General features: G+C 29.5%; 18 protein-coding genes. 17 read left to right on the plus strand and 1 reads right to left on the minus strand.

Annotation, left to right across the window (positions count from 1 at the left end; genetic code table 11):
* Positions 1-29: 29 nt before the first annotated feature.
* From KQI77_RS07680 to KQI77_RS07755, 16 genes are all read left to right on the plus strand, one after another.
* The gene (locus KQI77_RS07680) at positions 30-1214 is read left to right on the plus strand and encodes a pyridoxal phosphate-dependent aminotransferase (RefSeq protein ID WP_216389867.1); all 1185 of its coding nucleotides are present in this window, start codon (positions 30-32) and stop codon (positions 1212-1214) included.
* A 22-nt stretch (positions 1215-1236) separates the two neighbouring features.
* Entirely contained in the window at positions 1237-1719 is a 483-nt protein-coding gene (locus KQI77_RS07685; RefSeq protein WP_216389868.1) for an Lrp/AsnC family transcriptional regulator, read from the plus strand.
* Positions 1716-2885, plus strand: a complete 1170-nt coding sequence (locus tag KQI77_RS07690) for a pyridoxal phosphate-dependent aminotransferase (protein WP_216389869.1) — start codon at positions 1716-1718, stop codon at positions 2883-2885. Before KQI77_RS07685 ends, KQI77_RS07690 begins: the two co-directional genes overlap by 4 nt.
* 379 nt (positions 2886-3264) lie before the next feature.
* Positions 3265-4500, plus strand: a complete 1236-nt coding sequence (locus KQI77_RS07695; protein WP_216389905.1) for a nucleobase:cation symporter-2 family protein — start codon at positions 3265-3267, stop codon at positions 4498-4500.
* A 6-nt stretch (positions 4501-4506) separates the two neighbouring features.
* Positions 4507-5082: a xanthine phosphoribosyltransferase gene (locus KQI77_RS07700; protein ID WP_216389870.1), complete on the plus strand. Its 576-nt coding sequence runs from the start codon at positions 4507-4509 to the stop codon at positions 5080-5082.
* Between the two features lie 463 nt (positions 5083-5545).
* Positions 5546-6313 (plus strand): A24 family peptidase, encoded by a 768-nt coding sequence (locus KQI77_RS07705; RefSeq protein ID WP_216389871.1) that lies wholly within the window; start codon positions 5546-5548, stop codon positions 6311-6313.
* 137 nt (positions 6314-6450) lie between these two features.
* On the plus strand, positions 6451-8142 hold the full coding sequence (locus KQI77_RS07710) for a GspE/PulE family protein (RefSeq protein ID WP_216389872.1): 1692 nt from the start codon (positions 6451-6453) through the stop codon (positions 8140-8142).
* Between the two features lie 14 nt (positions 8143-8156).
* Positions 8157-9362, plus strand: a complete 1206-nt coding sequence (locus tag KQI77_RS07715) for a type II secretion system F family protein (protein WP_216389873.1) — start codon at positions 8157-8159, stop codon at positions 9360-9362.
* Positions 9363-9423: 61 nt separating this feature from the next.
* Positions 9424-9900: a prepilin-type N-terminal cleavage/methylation domain-containing protein gene (locus KQI77_RS13200; RefSeq protein ID WP_301281680.1), complete on the plus strand. Its 477-nt coding sequence runs from the start codon at positions 9424-9426 to the stop codon at positions 9898-9900.
* 125 nt (positions 9901-10025) lie between these two features.
* A complete protein-coding gene (gene pilM / locus KQI77_RS07725) occupies positions 10026-11126 on the plus strand; it encodes a type IV pilus assembly protein PilM (RefSeq protein ID WP_216389874.1) in 1101 nt (366 codons plus the stop codon).
* Positions 11127-11140: 14 nt separating this feature from the next.
* A complete protein-coding gene (locus tag KQI77_RS07730) occupies positions 11141-11689 on the plus strand; it encodes a PilN domain-containing protein (RefSeq protein ID WP_216389875.1) in 549 nt (182 codons plus the stop codon).
* Complete coding sequence (locus tag KQI77_RS07735; RefSeq protein WP_216389876.1) at positions 11689-13011, plus strand: hypothetical protein; 1323 nt, start codon at positions 11689-11691, stop codon at positions 13009-13011. Before KQI77_RS07730 ends, KQI77_RS07735 begins: the two co-directional genes overlap by 1 nt.
* Positions 13012-13030: 19 nt before the next feature.
* Entirely contained in the window at positions 13031-14104 is a 1074-nt protein-coding gene (locus KQI77_RS07740) for a prepilin-type N-terminal cleavage/methylation domain-containing protein (protein ID WP_253289391.1), read from the plus strand.
* Positions 14105-14151: 47 nt separating this feature from the next.
* Positions 14152-16689: a hypothetical protein gene (locus tag KQI77_RS07745; RefSeq protein WP_216389878.1), complete on the plus strand. Its 2538-nt coding sequence runs from the start codon at positions 14152-14154 to the stop codon at positions 16687-16689.
* Positions 16690-16702: 13 nt separating this feature from the next.
* Positions 16703-17398 carry a Tfp pilus assembly protein FimT/FimU gene (locus KQI77_RS07750; protein WP_216389879.1) on the plus strand — a complete coding sequence of 232 codons (696 nt, stop codon included), beginning with the start codon at positions 16703-16705 and terminating at the stop codon, positions 17396-17398.
* 17 nt (positions 17399-17415) lie between these two features.
* A complete protein-coding gene (locus KQI77_RS07755) occupies positions 17416-20808 on the plus strand; it encodes a DUF5057 domain-containing protein (RefSeq protein ID WP_216389880.1) in 3393 nt (1130 codons plus the stop codon).
* A 179-nt stretch (positions 20809-20987) separates the two neighbouring features.
* Here KQI77_RS07755 and ytaF read toward each other — a convergent pair whose 3' ends face one another.
* Positions 20988-21602: a sporulation membrane protein YtaF gene (gene ytaF / locus KQI77_RS07760; protein ID WP_216389881.1), complete on the minus strand. Its 615-nt coding sequence runs from the start codon at positions 21600-21602 to the stop codon at positions 20988-20990.
* A 173-nt stretch (positions 21603-21775) separates the two neighbouring features.
* On the opposite strand from ytaF, the gene yidA reads away from it, so the two are divergent.
* Positions 21776-22576: a sugar-phosphatase gene (gene yidA, locus KQI77_RS07765; protein WP_216389882.1), complete on the plus strand. Its 801-nt coding sequence runs from the start codon at positions 21776-21778 to the stop codon at positions 22574-22576.
* Positions 22577-22702: the final 126 nt, after the last annotated feature.

Consider the following 22702-nt stretch of genomic DNA (forward strand, 5'->3'; position numbering starts at 1 on the left):
ATGAAAAAATAAGAGAGGTGGAGGTTAGCATGATAGCTGATAGAATGAAGGCTTTAGTTAATAATAGTTCAATTATTAGGGCTATGTTTGAAGAAGGAAAGAGATTATCTGATATATATGGGGAAGAAAATGTTTATGATTATAGTATAGGAAATCCTAACGTAGAGCCTCCAGAACAAGTAAGACAATCAGTTATAGACATATTGAGAGAAGAACCTCAGAATCTAGTACATGGATATATGAATAATTCAGGATATGAAGATGTAAGAGGCAGTATAGCAGAGTTTATTAATAGAACTCAAGGAACTGACATTGATTTTAGTAATATTATTATGACAGTAGGTGCAGCAGGGGGACTTAATATAATCTTAAAGTCTATAATAAATCCAGGGGATGAAGTTATAACAATATCACCATATTTTGGAGAGTATAATAATTATGTTAATAATTTTGATGGTAAATTAATTGAAGTTAAAGCAGATACAAAAGATTTTCAACCTAACTTTGAGGAATTCGAGAAGGCAATAAATCCTAAGACTAAAGCAGTAATAATAAATAATCCTAACAATCCTACAGGAGTTGTATATTCAGAAGCATCAATACAGAAGATGGCAGATATTTTAAATGCAAAACAAAAAGAATATAACACAGATATATTTATTATTAGTGATGAACCTTATAGAGAGTTAGTTTATGATGATGTTAAAATACCATATATATTGAATTATTATGATAATTCATTCATAGGATATTCGTATAGTAAGTCATTATCTCTTCCTGGAGAGAGAATAGGATATGTTGTTATTAGCAATAAGATGTCAGATATAGAAAACATAAAGGTAGCTTTAAATGTAGCAAATAGAATATTAGGATTTGTTAATGCACCTTCGTTATTCCAAAGGGTAATTGCTAGAAATCTAGGTGTTACTACAGATATGACTACTTATAGAGAAAATAGAGATATTTTATATAAACATCTTACTTCATTAGGTTTTGAGATGGTGAAACCAGAAGGAACATTCTATATGTTCCCTAAGTCATTAATTCCAGATGATGTAGCTTTTGCAGAAGCAGCGAAGAAATATAATCTATTAATTGTGCCAGGATCATCTTTCGGATGTCCAGGATATTTTAGACTTTCATATTGTATAAGCACTGAGAAGGTGAAGAATTCATTACAAGCTTTTACCAAACTAGCTGAAGAATTTAAGTAATATTTTTAGTGGAGGGTTATTTATGGATGAGATTTTGGAAATATTAGAAGATAATTGTAGATATTCAGATGAACAGATTGCAGTAATGACAGGCAAAACTGTTCAAGAAGTAAGAGATGCTATAAGAGAATATGAAGAAAAAAATATAATAGCAGGATATACTGCACTTATTAATTGGGAGAATACAGGAACAGAAACAGTAACTGCACTTATAGAGGTTAAGATAACTCCTCAAAGAGACGAAGGATTTGATAAAGTAGCAGAGAGAATATATAGATTTGATAAAGTTAAAGCTTGTTATCTTATGAGCTCAGGTGGATTTGATCTTACAGTTATAGTAGAAGGTAAGACAATGAAAGAAGTTGCTTTATTTGTATCTAATTCTCTTGCATGTCAAGAATATGTAACAGGTACAGCTACTCACTTTGTCCTAAAAAAATACAAAGATCATGGAACAGAATTTAAAGAAAGAAAGCCAATAAGTAGGGAGGATATTTTTGTATGATACCAGAGAAAATGATAAGAAAAAATGTATTAGAAATGCCTCCTTCAGGTATAAGAAAATATTTCGATTTAATAAATGAAATGGATGATGCGATATCATTAGGCGTTGGAGAACCAGACTTCTTAACTCCTTGGAATGTAACAGAGGCTGGAATATATTCTCTAGAACAAGGAAATACTCATTATTCTTCTAATGCAGGATATATTGAACTTAGAGAAGAAATAGCAAAATATCTACAGAGGTATAATCTTTATTACAATCCAACTGATGAGATAATTGTAACAGTAGGTGGAAGTGAAGGGATAGATATTGCGCTTAGAGCATTAGTAGGACCAGGAGATGAAGTTATAATTCCGGAACCTAGTTTTGTTGCTTACAAAGGTTGTACAGCATTTACTGGCGCAACATCAGTGACTATAGATTTGAAACAAGAAAATGAATTTAAGCTTACTGCAGAACAATTAGAAGCAGCTATAACTGATAGAACTAAGGTTGTTATTATGCCATTTCCTAACAATCCAACAGGGGCTGTAATGACTAGAGAAGAACTTGAACCTATTGTAGAAGTCCTTAAGGATAAAGACATAGTTGTTATTTCTGATGAAATATATTCAGAACTTAATTATGGAGAAGAAGAACATGTATCTATTGCTAGTTTTGAAGAAATGAGAGATAGAACATTAGTTGTAAATGGATTTTCAAAATCTTACGCTATGACAGGTTGGAGATTGGGATATTTGTGTGGTAATAAGGAATTTATATCTCAAATGAAGAAGATTCATCAATATGCAATTATGTGTTCACCAACAACTGCACAATATGCAGCACTAGAGGCGCTTAAGCATTCTAGAGAATCAGTAGATAAGATGGTTAGAGAATATAATAGAAGAAGAAGACTTTTATTTACTGGATTTAAAGAAATGGGATTAGAATGTTTTGAACCACTTGGAGCTTTCTATATGTTCCCATGTATAAAATCTACAGGATTAACATCAGAAGAATTCTGTGAGAAATTATTGGTTGAGGAAAAGGTTCTAGTTATTCCGGGAACAGCATTTGGAGAATGTGGAGAAGGATATGTAAGAGCATGTTATGCATCTTCAACTGAAGACATTATAGAAGCGATTAAGAGAATGAAGGCTTTTGTGGAACGTTATAGAAAATAAGTCTTTATATATTTTATAAAAAATCAATTAATACTTATTATATGAATGGTATAGGTATATTTAAGTACTTATAAATAAAAAATTAAGTTAGCTAAATGTTGTAAACTTATTAAAACTAAAACAGTACAACATTTTTAATGCTAGCTTAATTTTTTTACTCTCTAGTAAATTATATTTTGTTTGTAGTTTTTAAAATTGTTATAATAGCTAAAAAAATCAGAAAAAAATATACGAAAAAATGACGAAAATTGAGATTTTATTCTTTATATATGATATAATTGCGATATTAACGACAAAATAGGAGGAAATGTGAGTGGATAACAATCAGAATATAAGCAATAATGAAGGATTATTATTCAAAATAGATGATAAACCAAAGATGATGACTAGAATCATTCTTGGATTTCAGAATATTTTTGCAGCGTTTGGTGGTATTATTGCAGTTCCGTTAGTTATATGTAGTGCTCTTGGACTAGATGCGAAGACATCAACACAAGTTTTAAGTGCTACAATATTAGCTTCAGGTCTTGCAACTATAATACAGAGTAGAGGAATATGGAAGATAGGTGCTAGAGTTCCTACTATTATGGGAACAGATTTTACTTTTGTTGCACCAGCTTTATCAATTGGAAGTATGCCGGGGATAATTGGAGCAACTATAATAGGTTCTATTGTGGAGGTTGTACTTAGCTTTTTTATTAAGCCGCTACTTAAGCTATTTCCACCACTTGTTACAGGTACAGTTGTTTGTCTTATAGGATTAACTCTTATTCCTGTATCTATGGATTGGGCAGCAGGTGGATCAGGAAGTGCTGATTATGGTAGTTTGAGGAATATAGCAATAGCAATGATTGTTATGATAATAACTATATTACTTAATAGGTATGGAAAGGGAATAATAAGTTCAGCATCTATACTTATAGGTATGATTGTAGGATATATAATATGTATTCCGTTAGGTATGGTTGATTTTACAACAGTAAAAGAAGCTTCATGGATAGCTTTTCCTAATATATTTAAGTATGGTGTGGATTTTGATGTAAATAACATTATAGCATTTATACCAGCTTATATTGTAACGACCATAGAGACAGTGGGATGTTTATCATCTATATGTGAAGTATCTGGAGTAAAGGCAGAAGATAAGGTAATTGGAAGAGGTGTATTATCAGATGGTATTGGAAGTGCAGTGGCAGGAGCACTTGGAACTTTCCCTAATACAACCTTTAGTCAAAATGTTAGTTTAATACCGCTTACTAGAAATGCAAGTAGAAGTGTAGCTATAATGGCAGGTATTATATTAGTAGGTTTAGGAGTACTCCCAAAATTCGCTGCACTTATAAATATAATGCCATCACCTGTACTAGGTGGAGTTGGAATAGTTATGTTTGGAACTATTGCAGCTGCAGGTATCAGAACATTAAGTAATATCAAGATAAATAATAGAAATTTACTTATAATAGCTACATCTATAGGATTAGGATTAGGAGTAACTTTCAGACCAGAATTTGTTGCTAATTTACCAAAGGCATTAAATATGATATTTTCATCAGGAATTTCAACAGGTACTATAGTTGCCTTGATACTAAATAAGGTTTTAAAAGAAGAGGAGTAGAAAACTATGCAAGAATTAAAACAAAGAATATTAGAAGAAGGAAGAGCTCTAAGCGAAGAAGTATTAAAGGTTGATTCATTTCTAAATCATGGAGTTGATGCAGAGCTTATGTATAATATAGGAAGTGAATTTAAAAAATATTATGAAGATAAGAAGATTACTAAGATATTCACTATAGAGAGTTCAGGAATAGCACCTACCGTAATGACTGCATTACAGATGAATCTTCCAATGGTAACACTTAAGAAGCAATCATCTAAAATACTTAATGGAGAAGTATATCAAACAACAGTACATTCATTTACTAAATCATCAGATTATGAATTAACTTTATCTAAAAGATATATATCACCTGAGGATAATATTCTTATAATAGATGATTTCTTAGCTAATGGTGAAGCAGCTCAAGGGGCAATTAGATTAGTAGAAGAAGCTGGTGCAACAGTTGCAGGAATAGGAATTGTTATAGAAAAGTCATTTCAACCAGGCAGAAAGATACTTGAGGATAAAGGTTATGATGTATATTCATTAGCTAGAGTTGCAAAGCTTGGAAAAGATTTAATTGAATTTGTTGAAGAATAAATTCAATATATATTTAAATGATTAGAAACAATATTATATGTTTTTGTAAATAGCATAATATTATTAATAGGTTATAAATATAAAAAATAAGTTAGCTAAATGTTGTAAACTTACAAAAGTTCAAACGGCACAACATTTTAAATGCTAACTTATTTTTTGCTTTATAGTACATTATATAAATAAATGAACTTGAAATTATTATAATGACTAGGTGATTATTGTTAACATATTCATAAAAAGTTAACAAATCAAGTAAAATAAGCATGAATAAAGTAGATGTGTGGAATATAAGAAGAAAATAATACATGAATAAGAGAAAAATATGAAGTATATATACGAAGTTGTTAACAGAATATTTACAAAAAAAGATATTACAATACAAAATTTGTAATTACATATTGATTTTATTAATAACATGGATTAAAATGTTAACGAAAGAATAAAGTGGACAGGAGTAGAAGTGATGGATTATTTAGTAGTGGCTGTTTTAGGGCTATGTATAGGAAGTTTTTTAAATGTATGTATTTTTAGGATACCGAAGGAAGAATCTATTTCATTTCCACCTTCTCATTGCACAAATTGTAATTATAAACTTAAATGGAAGGATTTGATTCCTGTTTTTAGTTATATATTTTTAAGAGGAAGATGTAGAAATTGTAAACAGAAAATTTCAATTCAGTATCCATGTATAGAATTATTGAACTGTGTATTATACATATTTATATATATGGAATATGGATTTACAATAGAAACATTGAAATTTATGATACTAGCTTCTCTTATGATAGTTATTGGTATGATAGATTTAAAAACTCAATATGTTTATTCATCAACAATTGTTATTGGAGCAATAGCAGGAATAATATTTTTTGTTGCAGAATGGATTAATGATGGAAGTTTTCCTAAAGATAAGCTTATAGGTATGCTTATTGGACTAATTTTAATAGGGCTTATAGTACTTCTTACAAGAGGTATGGGAGTAGGCGATATAGAAATAGTAGCATTAAGTGGTTTGTTCCTAGGAATAAGAGGAAGTATATTTACTTTATTCACATCATTTGTATTAGGTGGTATAGCAGGAATACTAATAATGCTTATAAAGAAAAAAGGTAGAAAAGAAGCGATTTCTTTTGGTCCATATATTGCAATTGCAACAATTATGTCGATTTACGTTGGAAATTATGTAATAAATTATTATTTAGAAAATATTTTGAATTATAGTATATTTTAAAGTAAAATCAAATTTAAATTCAAAAATGTTTCAAAATAAATTAACTTTTTGTGGAATTATTAAAATAAATAATATATAATAGTTTATAAGGAAATATATGTGAAGAATCATTAAAGAGTGTAAAAGGTGGAGAGGATATGGCAGTAATCCAAAAGAGGCGATTAGGTGAAATCCTAGTCATGGCAGGAAAAATTGATACACAGCAATTGGAAAAAGTACTAGAATTACAGAAGACAAAAGGAAAGAAACTCGGAGAATTACTTATTGAAGAGAAATGTGTAACTGAGTATGATATTATTCATGCTATAGAACAACAGACAGGCATAAGAGAAATTGACTTAAGTAATGTAAAGATTGATAAAAAAGTATTAAACATGATTCCTCAAACATTATGTAATAAATATACACTTGCACCATTTGGCTTTGATGAAGGTAAGATTCAAGTTGCATTTGCAGATCCACTTAATATAATAGCTATAGATGATATATCTATATCAACTGGATTAGAGGTACAACCCTTTATAGCAACTAAATCAGACATAAATAGATATATTGAAGTTAACTATAGTACAGAACAAGTTAAGAAGGCAGCTGAAGAACTTCTTAAGGAAACCTTGGAAAATAAACAAGCTGAAGTTGTAGAGGAAGAAAACTCTACAGTAAAAAATGCTCCAGTAGTTAAAATGATAGATAGGTTATTTAAGAATGCTATAGAAATGAGAACTTCAGATATTCATATAGAACCTTTTGAAGATGAAATAAGGATAAGATATAGAATAGATGGTGATCTTCATATAGCTAATACATTAGGTATAGAGAGTTTAGGACCGCTAGTTACTAGAATTAAGATACTAGCAGGACTTAACATAGCAGAAAAGAGGGTACCTCAAGATGGTAGAATAATTACCAAGGTAGGAGATAATGAAGTTGACCTGAGAGTATCAATATTGCCGGTAGTTAATGGCGAGAAGGTAGTTATAAGAATCCTAGATAGAAACAGCTATAGATTTGGTAAAGAAAAGCTAGGAATAAGTGATGAAAACTTAACTAAGTTAAATAATATAATATCTAATCCTTATGGTATAGTGTTAGTAACTGGACCTACAGGAAGTGGTAAATCAACTACATTATATACTGTTTTAAGTGAACTTAATAAAGAGGATGTTAACATAATAACAGTTGAAGATCCAGTTGAATACACCCTTAATGGAATTAATCAGGTAAACGTAAACAGCAAAGCTGGTATGACATTTGCAAGTGCACTTAGAAGTATACTTAGACAAGACCCTGATATAATAATGATTGGAGAAATTAGAGATAATGAAACTGCTGAGATAGCTATCAAGGCAGCCATAACAGGACATTTAGTTCTAAGTACACTTCATACTAATGATGCACCGTCGTCGGTTACTAGACTTATAGATATGGGCATTCAACCATTCCTTGCTTCGACATCCATAGCTGGAATTATTGCTCAGAGACTTGTTAAGAGGATATGTCCTTATTGTAAGAAAGCTTATGAAGCAACTTCTTATGAAAAGAAAGTCCTAGGATATGATGAAACAGATGAACTTACATTATATAAAGGAGAAGGCTGTGGACATTGCAATGAAACAGGCTATTTAGGAAGAATAGGTGTCTATGAGATGATGGAAATAGGTAAAGAACATAGAGAAGTAATTAATCAAACTAGAGATCCTAATGTGTTAAAGGAAGTTGCTATACAAAATGGTATGACAACTCTAGAAGATGAATGTAAGAAGTTAGTTCTGCAAGGTACTACAACAGTTAGTGAACTTGCAACAATAACACTTATAAAAGGAGAATAGGAGGGTGAGGTTATATGAAGAAATATAAATACAGAGCTATGAAAGCTGATGGTAAGAAGATTGAAGATGAATTTGAAGCTGAATCAAGAGATGAAGTAGTGTCTATGATAACTTCATCAGGATATTATCCACTTAAGATAGAGGAAGTTAAGACTTCTACAACTATTGCAGAATTTAATTTTACTCAAAAGATTACAGCTAAAGATTTAACAATATTCTGCAGACAGATGAATACAATGTTAGATGCAGGTATCTCTATAACTAATTGCCTTAGCATGTTATCAACTCAAGTTACTAATAAGAAACTAAGAGGCATAATAACAGAGATAGAGGATGATGTTAAAAGAGGTGAGATGTTATCTCATTCAATGGCGAAATATCCAGATACATTTCCTAAACTTCTTATAAGTATGGTTGAATCAGGAGAAGCTTCAGGTAATCTAGATGAGATGATGCTACGTATGGCTATACATTTCGAGAAGGAAAGTAAGATAAACAGCAAGATAAAATCTGCTATGATATATCCTATAATACTATCAATTATAGCCACTGTTGCAGTAATTGTAATTTTAATGTTTGTAATGCCAACATTTCAAGAAATGTTTGAAGATAGTAATACTCCACTTCCAGGGATAACAAGTTTTCTTATATCATTAAGTACTTTTATGAAAAAGTATATAATATACCTTGTTATAGGAATAACAGTTGTTGTTGTACTAATTATGAGGTTTAAGAAAACAACTAAAGGGTACGAGTTCTTTAGTAAATTGAAATTTAAGCTTCCTGTGTTTGGTGATTTAACTAAGAAAACAGTAACATCTAGATTTACTAGAACAATGTCTACATTATTATCCTCTGGTATATCTATGATGGAAGCTATACCTATAGTTAAGTCTATTCTTAATAATAAAGTAGCAGAAGATGCTATGGATGGGATAAGGGACAAGGTTATGAAAGGTGATGGCTTAAGTGGTCCTGTTAGAGAAAGTGGAGTATTCCCAGATATGCTTGCTTCTATGATAAGAGTAGGAGAAGAAGCAGGGTCTCTAGATGAAATGCTAGAGAAAACAGCAGATTATTATGATGAAGAGGTAGATGTGGCTATAAGTAATGCAACGTCTATGATAGAGCCTATTATGATAATAATCATGGGAGTTGTAATAGGAGGCATGGTTGTAGCTATAATGTTACCAATGTTCGATATGTACAACGCAGTTTAATAGTGTTTATATTAAAAATTAATATAAAAAATAATAACAAAATTTTAGGAGGGGTTTATTAATGTTAAAGAACTTAATGAACAAAAAATCAAAATCAAAAGGATTTACTCTTATAGAGTTAATCATCGTTGTTGCAATTATTGCAATATTAGCAGCAGTGGCTGTACCAAAATACTTAGAAGTAAAGGCAAAATCAACAATTAAATCAGATGTATCTAATGCTAAAATAGTATACGATACTACTGTAAATTTAATAACAGATGATAAAGTAACATCATTAGGAGCAACACTTGAAAAAGTTGACAAAACTAATGGTGGTACTAATGGTAAAGTAATTGCTAATGATATGGATACAGCAAATTTAGTACTTAAAGGTAAGACTACTTCAGGAAGAGGAGATAACTTCTTCTATGTAAAAGTAGAAGATGGAGATGTTAAAGTATGTGATTCAACAGGATTACAAATATACCCAGATATAAAATCTTCAGGAAATATCTATAGTGCAGATTATACTGGTAACTATCGTAATCCATCATAATTTGAATATTAATTTTTTAATAGAAAATTATAAGAATAAAACAAATATGTTTTATTTGCAAATTGTAAGTGTGAGATAGACTCTATCTCACACTTATCAATACATTTTTTAAAGAGGTGAAAGTAGTGGCATTAGATACTTCAATGTTGAAAGAGAAATTTTCCAAAATGTTAGCGCCAAAACAACAAAAACAGGAAAAAATAAGAGATGTAGTCTCATTTGATATAGGAACTAATACTATTAAGATAGTAGAAGGAAGATATAGTAAAGGAAGACTTACAGTATATAGACTTATGGAATTATCTACTCCAGAAGGAGCTATAGAAGATGGTAAGATTGTAAACGATAGAGAAGTAATAGAAACCTTAAAGGCATTTATTAAGCGAAATAACATAAAGATAAAGGATAGTGTATGTACTACTAATTCCTCAGCAATTATTAATAGAGATCTGGTAATTCCAGTAGTAGAATATGATGAAATGGAAACAGTTATAAGGTATGAAATAGAACAATTCTTACCTATTAAACTAGAAGATTATATTATTCAATATGTTGTCCTAGATAAAATAGCAGATGCAGAAGGTCCTAAGTATAAAGTGAATGTAGTAGCTTATCCTATTGTAATTGCAAGAAGCTATTTTGATCTGTTAACAGATATAGATCTTAATCCAGTAGTATTAGATGTTAACTTTAATGCATTAAATAAGATATCAGCATATTCAAGATTATCAGGGGAAGGTACTGTAGCTTTTGTTGATATGGGAGCAACATCTATGAACATAACTGTGTTCAAGAATGGTAAGCTAGACTTCAATAGAATAGTTAAAAGTGGTGGAGAAAGTATTGACTATGCACTAAGTACAAGACTGGATATGTCAATAAAATCTACAGAATCAGAGAAGATAGAAAAGGGAAGTCTTATAAGGGTATCGGAGGAAGATGTTATTAACTCTACTATTGCAGATGCAGTAGATGATATGTTAGGAGAATTAGAGAGGATACTTCAATTCTATAATAATCAAGTTATAGGACGCAGTATAGAGAAGATAATAATATATGGAGGTACATCTAACATTGAAGGATTACCTGAATATATGGAGAGAAAGTTAAATATAAAGACAGAGAAGATAGCTTCATTACCTAAGGTTGAATTTACAAGTAAAAGAGGCAGTGGAGATAGTCTTTCTAGATATATAAATGCATTAGGCGCAATAATTAGGTTATAGGGGTGATTGAATTAATGAAGGATATGAACTTTTTTAGCGCATTTATAAAGAAGAAAAAAGGTAGCGATACCCCTAAAATTATTGTTAGCGTTATAATTCTTATAGTAGCTATATTTATTGTAGGTACATTCTCGTATTTTACTATAGCTACATATATCAATAATAATGAAGCACAAGAATATAGGGATAAGCTTCAGGCAGAAGATATAAAGGCTAAAGTAAAAGAATCAAATGAAGTAAATGATCAAATTGATAATCTTACTCAATATGATAATAGAATAACAATTGTTAATAATGCAATTGCAAGTAGGGATATAGTTACAGTTACACTTATGAATCAAATAAGTGCTACTATTCCTAGTGAAGTTAATATAGCTACTATCAGTATAGATAACACTAAGGTAACAATAGGTGCAACATCAAGTAACAAGACAGCAATAGCAGAGTTTCAACATAACCTAAAAGAGATAGAATCAATATATGATGTATATATAGGATCAATATCAGGTGATGAAGGAGCATATGTATTTACTGCTGAATGTACTTTTAAGGGGGTAGACTAATGTTAAAGAAAAATGAGATATATGCTCTTGTTGGCGCATTAGCTGTTATATTAGGAGTTATGTATTATAGCTTTGTATTTAACAATAAGTCATCACAACTAGAAGCAGCAAGAGAGGATAGACAAGCTGCTATAACAGAATACAACAAAGTTATGGATGAGTTAAGTACTCTTGATGAGAGAAAAGGTAATATAAAGGAATTAACAGCAGGAATAGAAGGTAAAACTGAAAAATTATATCCAGAAATAATTCAAGAAAAGATAATTACTGAAATAGATGACTTAATGAAGAAAAGTGATTTCAAGGGAGATATATCTTTTAATCCAATAGAAGTAGTTAACTTAGAAGATTTAACTCCACAAGTAGAGAAATTACCTGATACATCATTTGCTACTTATGCAAGTGCTGCAAATAGTTATATAGATAATCATTCAAGCAAGAGTAAAAATAAGTCTGATGAAGATAGCTCCAATAATGAAGATAATAGTACTTCAAATGAAGAAACTACAAGTTCAACTAATAGTTCTGATTCTTCAACATCAGATGGAAGTGTAATAACTAATGATTCAAGTTCGGAATATGCTAATGATTCTACTTGTGAGCATCTTCAAGTTTCAATAAACTTTACTGAAGTTAATTATAAACAGCTTAAGGATTTTAAGAAAGCATTAGAAGCATATAACAGAAAGATAAGTTGTCAGAGTGTAACTACTACTTATGAAGGCGGAAATATATCAGGAGTTATTGTATTAGAATTCTATGGAGTACCTAAGGTTGGAAACTATGATAATAATTATTTCAAGTGGGATTATAGTAATGTATACGGTAAAGATGAGTTATTTGGTGAAGGTGCAGCAACTGGTGCTTATGGAGTATCTGTAGAAGAAGCAACAGAGAAGGAAAGAACTAATGATTTTGTAGGTATGGTTAAATCGTCATCATCAATACAACCAACATTAACATTTGGTAGAGCAAATGATGAATATTGTAGCACTTATATTTATGATGATAGCTCTAATGTTATAGATGTTACATTAACTGTAACAGAAAAAGATGGTAAGTATTATTATAAATATTCGGCAGGAAACTCTAGATATCCAGCAACTACAATGGGCAATGGTGAAGAATTTACACCATGTGCTGATGTTATCAAGGTAAATATAGAGAGTGAAGCTAGAGATGGAAGTACTGATAAGTCTGGAATTAAACTTAAAGTTATAAATAACACAGACAAGAAGGTTGAAGTTGCAATAAATAATGATGATGCAGATAAGCCAAGAGTTACATTAGAGAGTGAAGGTGGCTCTGTATATAAGAAGTAGGTGTTTGTTTGTGAGTAAAATGAAGAAGGTAAATAAAAGAAAAGGTATAACGCTAATTGAGGTGATAATTAGCGTTGCCTTAATTGCTATATTGCTTATACCTCTTACTGATTTGGTAATGACAAGCATAAAAAAGAATAAAAAAGCTGAAGTTAAGCAAGAAGCAACTAACTTAGGACAGAAAATTGTAGAAGAATTAAAAGCACAAGATACAATACAATTACATGATTTTGATTCATCTACTAATATAGGCAAATATACAACATTAGATGGATATGTTCTGAATGTTATCAAAGAATCAGATGAGTGGAAGATGGAAGGACCAGGAGATAAGGATTTGCCTATAGAAGTTACATTAAAAAAGAATGACAAGGTTAAATATAATAACAATGATAAAGAAGTAGAAAAGTTAAAAGATGATCAATATGCAGTTGTAATTAAATTTACAGACAATTATATAAAGTGGGAAACAACTTCTTTTGATGCTAATGGTAATGCAAAATTTACAAGCACAAATAATCTTCCCATTTCTGGCTTAGATGTGGTAAAATTAACTATAGAGAATGATGGCGAAAATAATGCTATAACTAATGTAAAAATTGATGTAGGTAGTGAGGATGCTTCTGTAACTGGAGAACCAAAAGTGACTTATTCAAAACAAGCTCAAATCAACAATATCAGGAAACCGAGTGATATTAAAGAACCATATAGCAAGGATTTATGTCATAGAATAAAGATTATAAGAGATGCTAATTTCAATGCATCAACAAAGTTATTAGCATATATAAGAGGAGATGTTCCTAAAGATTTGACAGATGAACAAAAAAATAAAGCATCAATAGACATAGACTATATAGATTTAGGGGATGACTTAACTAAAACACCTATAGATTTACGTTTGGATTATTCTTCAGATTCATCAACAGAAGCTTGTAAGATTAATTTAAGGCAAAATATATCAGAAACACAAGTTGACACATTACATTCATTATATGATATTAATGTTTCTATAAGTGATGGGACAGATGTATTATATAGTAGTCAGATATCAACTAATACAGATATTGAAGTGTTTAATACACCAACATCATAGAGTATGACACAATACCTAATATTTTGATAATTAATAGGGGGGGTATTATGAGTAAGAAAAAAAGAAAAGGATCTAGTTTGATTTTTGTCGTATTTATAGCAGCATTAATATTTACAACAGGTGCAGCTTTATTAACAGCAGTTACTGCTGATTATAAGGCAAGAGTGAATGCTAGTATACAACTTAAGAATCTATATGCAGCAGATTCTGGTATAGATCTTGTGAAGAATGTAATTAATAAGGAGTCAGAAGTTGCAATGGTTTGTGCAAGTAATGCACTTGCAGAAGATATTGAGCATAACAGACTTATATATGATGTAACTACTATAAGTAAGGAAGATTATAATAAGATTAATAAGAGATTTAAGTATTATTTTATAAAAGCATTAACAAGCTCTACTAAGGACCTTAGTGCTTTATCAGATAGTAATGAATTAGAAGCAAAAGAAAATCTATTATATTCTATTGAATCGCTTACTTATAGATATGTTATTAAGTCAGAAGATGAATTTAATGCAAATAAAGAAGAAAATTTAGAAGAATTAAAAGGTTATAGTGATTATACTGCATACAAAAATGCAGTAGCTAATCAAAAGACAATTGTAAACGATGCGAAAGTATTTCCTAAAAGTGAATGCTTGAGAACAGCTACAGAAGGATCAACAGCAGTTATAGATGCTTCTGTTGAAACTAGTGACAAGTTTAATTCTATAAAGGATTATAATGATACAGAAAAATATGATGGTGATTTTACTATAACTATTGCTGTTAAGTCAACATTTGAAACAGACACATCAAAGGACAAAACAGGTAAGAAGTTAAATAATAAAAAGACTATAAGCACATCATTTACATTAGCAGCACCAGATTATGATAAGGCATTAATAACAAGTGCTAAAAACCTAAAAGCTTATGATTATGAATTTATTAGAGCAATTACTGCAGATGGTAATTTAAATATCAATGGTTCAACATCTTCCTCAACTGTTAATGGTGATATATGGATAAAAGGCAATGAAAGTAAATTTAATAATGAAACAACTAATGCAGAAAAGATTAGAAGTAAATATTCAAATGGTATATTAATCAATAATAGCAAGATTACATTTAATGGTGATGTAATGTGTGGTCAAGCTATAGCAATATCAAGCGATTCTGAGGTTAATAATAGTTCAGAAGGTAGTTCAGAAGGAGGAGAAAATAATTTATATGCTAATAATGTATATATTGGACCAAAAGTTGATGATAAATCAACATCTAAAGATAATACATTAAATGCAGATAATGTTATTGCTAACAATGACTTGGTTATTAATTCTTCAAAGACCAATGTAAATATTAAAAATTTCTATGGTGCAAATGATAGAATAAATAATAATGAAAAAACATCATCAATTTCAAATATCGATATTGATAAAGCTATTAGAGATTCAAGTAGTATTATAGTTAATAATGCTAGTGGAGACAATAATATTAATTTAGGTTCAGCATGGATAAATGGTATATCATATTTACATCTACAAGGGGATAATGATAAGAATACTGAATATGCAACTGGTGAGTCAATAGCTATAGATGGAAACTACAAGGCATATGCAGATGTAACAGCTGGAAGTGAAGACCCTAGTTTACAAGTTGAATATTTTTCATCATATGCTTTATTAAATAGTGATAAGATTAAAGATAAAAGTAATTATTTTGTAAAATATTATACTGAAGATGGTAATAAAGCACAAAATGGTGGTGTTGCAATAAAGAATGTATATGCTTATGGAGCATCTGTATACAAAGATGAAAGTGGAAACACAAAGGTAAATAATAATACTTTAAACGCTGAAGCAAGTAAAAATATAAATGCAAAGAAACAAGCATATGCACTTAATGTTTTCCTTATGCAAAATAGATATAAGAATTCTGTAAGTGTAGCAGATATGGATAATGCAGATGGCACTAAGTATAACTCAGATGAACTTGAAAAAATTTATAGTGATAATAGTGTTGTTAAATCTGTATTAGGAAAAAATGATTCCATTGGAGTTGTTAATTTCGCAGGATATGAGAAGCTAATAAAGGATACTTATACAGAAGGTAGTGAAGACTATAACAAATATATGCAATTCACATCTAAGAGATCTATAATTAAACCTAAATTATATGGCTTCTTAGTAAATTGTATAGACAGTGATGATGTTATAATAAAGAAAGATGCTATATATATAGGTGATAAGAAAACTGACATAGAATATTCAAGTGATGAAGATGCAATATGTTCTGTTGTAATTACAAAAGGTAGGGTTATAGTTGAAGATAAAGTTAAGTTCAAAGGAGTTATAATAGCTGGCTCAGATGTAACTATAGGAAATAATGTTACTATATCATGTACTAAACAAGATGCAGATAATTCTAGATATACAATATCAGAAATGACAGAACTTCATGACAAAATTAAAACATTATGTAATAATGTGGTTCCAGATTCAGCACAAGATTATACTGCTTCTGCTACTCTTAATACAACTAGATATATGGATGAGAGCCTTGATCAAAAATATCTTAAAGAACATCTATGGAAGATAGATAAGTAGAGAGGTGAAGATATTGAATAGGAAAGTTAAAGGATTTACATTACTAGAAACAATAATTACATTAACAATTATGGTAGTGGTCCTTGCAGTAGTATCTTCAGTATTTATAAATAGTAGAAAATTAATGGTGAAAACAGAGCTTAAATCTCAAATGCAAGAAGAAGGAGAAAAATTACAAAAATCTATAGTTACTTATGGTACGCAAGCTATTGACTTAAGTATTAAGGAAAATTCAACAAATGAAATAAGTGGATGGACCATAAGAGATTATAAAGATGCAACTAATTCCAATGGTGGGTATTTAGATATAGCAAGTATAAGCTTTCTTTTACCTAATGGAGTTAATGGTGATACAAATTTGACAGTAGCAGATAATGAATATCTTTTGTGTAATATGATGTTTGAGAGTACTGGAAGTTCCGGCAGAGTATTTATAAAAAGAATTGATAAACTAGAAGGGGACTTATCATCCCCAACTATTACAAAGGATGTGTTAGTGAAAACTGTGTCGAAAGATATAGAAAGTGTGTCAATAATTCCTCTTAATTGGCAGGAATTGAAAGAAAAAGCAGATGATTCTAAGACTGCTGATTTGAATTTATTTGATGAAATGACAGGAATTAAAGTTACAGCAAAATTCAAAAAGAAACAAGGTAATATAGAAGTTGAATATGAAGTAAGTTCAATTGTTAAGTTTAGGAATAATTAAGGTAAGGGGGTAAATAAATGAGAAGTGGAAACAATAAGTTCTTTAAGTTAATAAAGAATAAAGTAACATGGATTGTAATTATTGCAGTTATTGCAACTCTTATAACCATACCTAATATAAGAACAAAAGCAGATGTTATAAAAAATACTGTAAAACTTCTTGAAGTTGAACCGGGGGACAAGTTTCAATTACAATCAGGTACTTATGAAAATATTAAAGTAGAAGTATCTCATATAGATATGCCGACATTTGTTAGTATGGTTGACGAATTGTCTGGACAATATGACATAATATGTATTGGTAATTGTAAAAACGGAAAGGATGGAGCCACTCTTAATACTATGTGGGGTGATACTAAGGATTTTAGATACAGGCAATATGTAGCAGAAAGTAGTGATATAAATCATTTTGGATATATGTATTTTAATTATAATTATTCATGGGCGACTGGAGGAGCACTTGAAAATGAAAGAGCAAGAAGAAGTTTATGGTATGCATCAAGTGGTTTTGTTCCTAATAATAATACTAGTGGTAAATGGATTGAAATAAATGATTATGCATCATATAATTTATCTATTAAAAATGAAAAGATTAATTTCTTAAAGGCTAAATATTCTGTTGATGCAAATGATGATGGGACAAAAGAAACTTATCAATTTGTTATGGATGAATACTATTCTGGAAATGATATTACTAATAGACGTGCGAAACAAGTAATTAACTTTATAGAATCTAATCAATTAGTTTATTTAGATAGAAGCGCAATAAGTATTGATAAGACAAAGTTATATTCTAATTTTAATAAATATATAAAATCAGATATAAGAGATAATGTACAATGTACTGGTGGATTAGATATGACTACTATTATTAAAAAATATAAAAGTCTTGATAATGCAAGTCCAGTAGTTACAATTAAACAACAACCTAAGTCTTATAAAGATATGAGTACAATAGAAACTAATAGAAATATAAAAATAGGCTTTACTGTAAAAGGTGATTCGAGTAAGAAATATAAAGCTAAACTATATATTGATAGTAATAATGATGGTCAATTTTTAGATGATGAAAGTAAAAAAAATAATTGTGAAGCAGTAGCTCTTGTTGATGTTAATAATATTGATGAAAGTGAAGTTAATTATATTGAATATACTGTTCCACATACATTTGTTGGATATCTATCATGGAAACTTGTTGTATTTGAAGCCAAAGATGGGGATGTTAATGATAAGTTTACTGATGATAGTACTAGAATCAAAACATATGTAACTGGAAATTGTGCTTATAAGGCAGATAGTTCTGAAACAAATAGTACTATTAACGTTTTGCAACTATTACCTGATAATGCCACTGTTACTTTAAATATGTCAACTGGTAAAGTAAAAAATAATACTGAAGATACATCTTTTAAGAATAAGCTTGATGATGTTAAGAATAAATTGGGAATAGATATTCAAGTAACTGCTATAAAAATGTCAGAATTCACTAGTAAGATAGATAAGAGCGGACTATCTGCAAAAGAATATGCTAATTCATTAATAAATAATGAAGCAAATGATTATGGCAAAAAGTTTGATATGATAGTAATAGGATTTGGAGATAATGCTACATTAGCAGCAGGAGATGTATTCTCTACGAAGTCAGTTGAGGTATTACAAGAATGTAATAATATGAAGATGGCACTTATGTTTACTCATGATACTATTTCTCTTAATGTATTAGATGAAGTTGATTTTTATGATGTTAAGTATAGTAAATATAGTGATAAGGGATATGTTAATCCAACTCAATATTATTGTAATAATGTTGCTCCTTCAAAGACTTTAACTCAAGGATTTAAGAATTTAGTAGGTCAATCGGTATATGAAGACCCATTTGATAGTTCAACTTGGGGAGATGAACATTATCTAACTGTTGGTACGGGATTAAAGAATAGAAAAGATGAATTAATTGGTGGAAATGCTGATGGACTAGCTTCATTAGGGGCAACACCATTTGCTAATTTAATGTTATATTCATATAATGGAGGTTTTGATACTGAAGATGGCGATCCGACAACAAAAGGTACTCAAACTAAGAAGGTTATAGGTGTAAATGAAGCCCAAATTACTTCTTATCCATATAATCTTAATGATAAGCTAGGAAGAGATTATACAAAATCTGATGTTAGCAAGAATCAAGTTAATTCTAATTGCATGGATATAGCTATGACTCATACTCAATGGTATCAATTAAATTTAGAGAAGGAAGATTTAGTTCCATGGATTAATTTATATGGTACACCTATGAATATGGGGGATTCTAGAAACGCTTATTATACTTATAATATAGGTAATATTACTTATTCTGGTTCAGGACATAGTGACATTACTGGAGAGGCTGAATTAGAATTATTTATTAATACAATTATAAAAGCTATGGATGGAGCTAATATTAAACCTGAGATATTTAATCATTATTATGATTCTGAAAAAGAAATTAGTAATGGTTCAACAATTTCTGTAGATTTAGGTGAAGATTATAATTTTAAGGTTAGATTATATGATGCTGATTCAAAGGAAAATGATGATATAAGATATACAGTAAGTTTAGGATCAGAAACATTGAAAAATGAAACTGTAAAATATGCAATAGATAGATATAATAATAAAGGAATGTTTGTTGATTGTATTATTCCTGCAGATAAATTAAGTAATTATGTAGGGCAAACAGTAACTGTAACAACTCAAGCAATAGATAAGTATGGAGCTGAATCAGATATTAAGACATTTAATTTATCTATTAAAATACCACAGTTAAAAGCTGACCATGGTGTTAATAAGTTAGAAGTTAACAATGAAAATTTTGTGATAAAGAACAGTCCATTAAATAATAATAAATATAGTGAAGGAGTATCTGAATCGTGGAATAATTTATCAGATAAATTTATAAACGATATTCCTAGAGATTATCAGTCAATAATTCCTTTTGTAGCTTGTGCAAAAGTATATAAGTTTAATACTAGGTTACAATTAGAATTGGATAGTAAATTTGGAGATGAAGAAGATAATAGAGCATATGTTGGTACTGATGCAACAGAGCCGACAGCTTATTGTGTAACAGCTGATGGAAACTTATCTGAAATAGGCACATTGACATATGATGCAAGTAGCAAGACATATTATATAGATGTTAATGGTAGTAGTTTAGCTGGATGTGGTGGACAATTCTCTGAAGATGGAACATGTCCGGTGGTTATAAAATATTATGCAAAGGTTAATAAAATACAAGAAGACTCTAAAACTATTTATGTAAATACATTAAATGTATTTATTAATAATGAATATGATACTCCGAATGTATCAAAACCAGCTACAATATATGTAGATTATTCTGAGATTAATAAAGAAATAGACGGATTATTATACTAATACAAGAAATATTTTTTCATAAATAGCATAATTTTATTAAGTATTTCTAAGTATAATAAAAGTAGATAAAGATCCCTAAATGCTATAAACTTCCTTGAAGGTTGGAATGTATAGCATTTTAATGGGATCTTTATTTTGCTATTATAGAGAAACTCTAAATTTTATTACATTTTAATTTTTTATACTTTAAATAAAGCTAATATTATAAGGATAGCTCCAGATATCCACGATAGATTCAAATTTACCTTTCTAGTTATAGACCTACCTATAAATACACCTATTATAATAGTTAATAAGTTAATAATAAATGATAATATAATAGTAAGAACATAATTTTTCATGGCAAGACTTGCACCTATCCCTACTGCTAAGCTGTCTAGTGATAATGCTATTGCAAGGTATATAGATTCTTTTAAACTTAGAATTTTAGAATTATCAATATCAGCCATAGTTTCATCAACATATATTAAAAGAATGAAGTCAAATAATTTAAGTTTTATAGGCTTATCATCTATATATTTCTTACGAAGTATCGATTTAAAGACTCCTTCAAATAATCTATATAAACCTAATATTAATAATATAAAGAATGAAAAAAATCTACAATAATTAATTGGTATAAAGGTTTTAAATATATTACCTAGAAATAGCGATATGCCAAGTATCAAAGTACATATTATACTTATAAGCATAGAAGAATATATAGGAACTTTAATTTTGTTACATCCATATGCAATGCTACATACAAAAGAATCAATACATATAGATAAGACAAGTAGTATGCTTTCTAGCATGAAGTCACCTCCTATAAGCAAACATATAGGTTAGTAATATAATATGTGCTATAGTTAGATAAAGTTACAAAGATATAAGAAAGCTTTACATAAGTGCAATATAAAATTACAGGTATTTTTATAGAGATTTATGATATAATGTGTATGAATATGTTGAAAGGAGTAACAACACGATGTATAAGATAATAGCATTAGACATGGATGGAACATTATTAGATGATGATAAGAAAATAACCGAGGAAAATAAAAAAGCACTTATGAGAGCGAAGGATAAAGGTGTTAAGGTTGTTTTATCTTCAGGTAGACCTAAGGATGGTTTAATAAAATATTTAGATGAATTAGAATTAATTCAAGACGATGAATATGTTTTAAGTTATAACGGATGTTTAGTACAAGAAGCTAAAAGTGGAAAAATACTTCATGAAGTGGGACTTAAGGGAACAGATTTACATTATATGTATACATTAAGTAGAGAATTTAATGTAAATATTCATGCCTTCTCAGAAAAATACGGACTAATAACTCCTAAAATGAGTAAATATACTGAGGTTGAAGCATCATTAAATGGAATAGAACCAACTATAATAGATTTTTTTGATATTCCAGATGATGAGAATATAATCAAGATTATGTTAGTTGATGAAGCAGAAATTCTAGATGAAGCAATAAGTAGATTACCACAAGAAGCATATGACAAATATAATATTGTTAAGAGTACACCATATTTCCTTGAGATAATTAATAAAAATGGCAATAAAGGAGAAGGGTTAAAAGCTCTTGCAGAACATTTAGGCGTTAAGAGAGAAGAAGTAATGGCATTTGGAGATGCTAGTAATGATAGAGAAATGATTGAATATGCAGGGCTTGGTGTAGCTATGGAGAATGCTATGGAAGAAATAAAAGAAGTAGCTGATTATATAACTTGTAATAATAATGAAGATGGAGTTGCTAAGGTAATTAACAAATTCATATAGCGTCTATCCTCATAAACACAAGGGTTCCTCTATATTTGTAGCAAAATGAACTAAAAAAATTAATAAATTATTAATTAATTAACATTTATGTATCATGTAATTAACTAATTGTTAATAAGTATAAAG

This window comes from Clostridium sp. MSJ-8, from assembly GCF_018918325.1.
Taxonomy (GTDB): Bacteria; Bacillota; Clostridia; order Clostridiales; family Clostridiaceae; genus Clostridium.